This is a genomic window from Lapillicoccus sp. (genome assembly GCF_046595215.1).
GTDB lineage: Bacteria > Actinomycetota > Actinomycetes > Actinomycetales > Dermatophilaceae > Lapillicoccus.
Genome location: NZ_JBKJPP010000203.1, coordinates 1 through 3,201, shown reverse-complemented (window position 1 = coordinate 3,201; position 3,201 = coordinate 1). Strand labels below are relative to the sequence as shown.

The window sequence follows — 3,201 nt, the reverse complement described above, 5'->3', positions numbered from 1 at the left end:
CTGACCCACGAGAACCTCAGCACCTGCAAGGTCGGCGCCACCGCCGGCGGCCTGCTCAAGCCCGAGCAGTCCAGCTACGACCCCGGACGTCAGCTGCTCTACGTCGCCGACGGCGGTTCAAAGAGCGTGGGTGTGGTGCGGTTCAGCTTCGACCCGGCCACCGAGACCCTGGCCAACCCCCAGGTGATCGCTGCGGGGCTGGTCGGGACCGGCCTGGGCCTGGACGGACAGCGCGCCGACGCTGTCGCCCGGGACCCCCTGACCGATGCGCTCTACGTCGGTTTCCGGACCCGCAGGATCGGCGCCAACACCCAGATCGCCCGGGTCCCGAACGCTTCTGCGGCCGACACCACCACCCAGGGCGTGGACTTCCTCGCAAACACCACCCGCGACGTGCCGGTCTTCGGGCTCGGCATCGTGGTCAACCCCGCTGCCGGGGGCTTCCCCGCCACCTCGGACCTGTACGTGGGTGACAACAAGGGCGTGGACACCCTGTACAACGTGGGCGCCTGCGTCCCCGGCGGCTGTTCCCCGATCCTGCTGCTGAACGTGCGTGGGCCCAAGGGATTCGCCACCGATGGCATCGACCACCTGTGGATGTCCTCCCCACCCCCGCCCGGGACGGCCAGCAGCACCACCACCGTCCAGAAGTACACCATCAGCACCGGCGACCTGGTCCCGTTCACCGCGGTCGGGGTCAACCCTGACGCCACCCAGCAGCCCTACGCCTTCGCGTTCGGTCTGAGCCTCGACACCGCCGGCAACGTCTACGTCTGGGACAACCCGAACGTGCTGGCGCCGCCGAACAACGCGGCACACGTGTGGAAGGTCAACGTCGGCGCCACCGGGCCGGCCCAGCCCGCGCTGACCGGCAAGCCCGGCAACCCGAGCAACAACCCCAGCCCCACCTTCACGTTCGCGTCCGTGACCGCAGGCGTGACCTACCAGTGCTCGGTGGTCCCGACCACGACTCCCGCCACCGCGGACTCCTTCACCGCCTGCACCTCCGGGCAGGCGTTCGGTCCCCTCGTTGACGGCCCGTGGACGTTCAAGGTCCGCGCCGTCGACGGCGCAGGGACGACCAGCACCCCCGCGGCCTACGGCTTCACCATCGACACGGTGGTCCCCGTGGTGGCCGTCACCTCGTCGCCGACAAGCCCGACCACGGTGAACACCCCCTCGTTCACCTTCACCTCCTCCAAGGCGTCCACCACGTTCAAGTGCTCGCTGAGCACCGGCGCGACGGCATACTCCACCTGCGGCTCGCCGCAGACCTACCCCGCCCAGCCCGACGGCACCTACACCTTCTCGGTGCAAGGCGTCGACCTGGCCGGCAACCTCAGCGCGCCGGCGAACGCCACGCTCACCATCGACACGGTGGCACCCGTGCTCAGCGCGACACCGCCGGGAGGGTCCTACCTGGGCGCGCAGTCGGTGACGTTGAGCGCCAACGAGGCGGCGATCATCCACTACACCACCGACGGGTCTGCCCCGACCGCGGCCAGCACCGCCTACACCGGGCCAATTCCGATCGCAGCCAGCACCACGCTGAACTACATCGGCATCGACACCGCTGGCAACACCTCGGCGGTGGCCACCCAGAGCTACACCATCGGCGCGGTCGTCATCGCCAGCTCACCGGCCAACCCCTCAGCGGACACCAACCCGACGTTCGCGTTCTCGGCCCCCAATGTCACCGGCGCCACTTTCACGTGCGCCAGGACGGCCGGGCTGCCCACCGCAGCGGATTTCACCGCCTGCACCTCACCGGTTGCCTACCCCGCCACCCCCGACGGGTCCTGGACGTTCACGGTCAACGCCGCGGACGCCACCGGGGCACCGATCGGCTCAGCCACCCGCACGTTCCTGCTCGACGCGACCGCGCCGGTGCTGACCGCCAACCCGGCCAACCCCTCGCTCACCTCGAGTGAGAGCTTCACCTTCCGCAAGGCCCAGGCCGCCGGGTGGACCTTCCAGTGCAGCCTGGTGGCCTCGGGTGCACCCGACGCGTTCAGTGCCTGCACGTCCCCGACGACGTACCCGGGCGTCGCCGACGGCACCTACACCTTCACGGTGCGGGCCCTGGACGCTGCGGCGACCAGCTCGGTGAGCAGGGTCTACACCTTCGCGGTCACTGCAGGGGCGGTCGCCCCGACCACGACGGCGCCGACCGCGTCGTTGACCACCCCCTCAGGACCGGTGTCACTGACCGTGGTCCCGGTGCGCCTCACCTGGACCGGCAGCTCCAACGCCACCGGTTACGAGCTGCAGCAGTCGATCAACGGCGGCAGCTTCTTCGACATCGCCGGATGCACGCAGGCAGCGGCCTGCGCCGCCACCTCGGCGACGGTCAACGTGCGACCCAGCCCGACGAACCAGTCGACGGTCACGACCTACCGCTACCAGGTGCGGGCAACCAACGCCTCAGGGGCGTTCGGTGCCTATGCGACCGCCGCGGCCTTCTCCGCCCCAGCGACCGACAACACCGGCGGGTTCAGCTTCAACGGCGGATGGAGTGGGGTGACCCTGTCCGGCGCCTACAACGGCTCGGTCCAGGAGTCGAGCACCGCCGGTGCCTTCGCCCAGAACAGCAGCGGACTGGCCGGATCCACGGTGGCGTGGGTCTCGACCACCGGACCGGACCGTGGCATGGCCAGCGTCTCGGTGGACGGCGGTCCCGCCCAGACCGTCGACCTGTACTCCGCGACACCGCAGCCCGCCACCATCGTGTGGCAGGCGACCAACCTGGGCAGCGTCAATCCGCACACCATCAAGGTGACAGTCCTCAGTGCGAGGAACCCGGCGTCCGCGGGCAACAAGGTCGACATCGACGCCTACCTCGCCCTGAAATAGACCGGCGGACCCGGCGGCACCCCCTCACCCCGCCGGGTCCGCCTTCGCTGGCGGTGGCCCCCCCGTCCACAAGTCCTCACCTGAGGAGCTGTGGACGCCCAGCACGGCGCCGGCCGGCCACCCGCGAGGGTGACCGGCCGGCATACCTGCTCGGGAATGGGCGGGGAGGTCAGCGCGCGGCGGAGCCCTCGACGTAGTCGCTGTCGCTGTCCTTGATCCAGCTCATCAGGCCGCGCAGCTCCTTGCCGGTCGCCTCGATCGGGTGCTCGGCACCCTTCTTGCGCAGGGCCGTGAACTCCGGTGCGCCGGCTTCCTGGTCGTCGATGAACCGCTTGGCGAACGTGCCGT

General features: G+C 70.2%; 1 protein-coding gene and 1 pseudogene. One reads left to right on the top strand and one right to left on the bottom strand.

Annotation, left to right across the window (positions count from 1 at the left end; translation table 11 throughout):
* On the top strand, positions 1 to 2,853 hold a 2,853-nt coding region (locus ACLL9L_RS16860; RefSeq protein ID WP_411285812.1), incomplete at its 5' end, for a chitobiase/beta-hexosaminidase C-terminal domain-containing protein.
* A gap of 169 nt (positions 2,854 to 3,022) precedes the next feature.
* Here the strand turns inward: ACLL9L_RS16860 and ACLL9L_RS16855 are convergent.
* Positions 3,023 to 3,201, bottom strand: a pseudogene (locus ACLL9L_RS16855) (ketol-acid reductoisomerase); the annotation flags it as partial.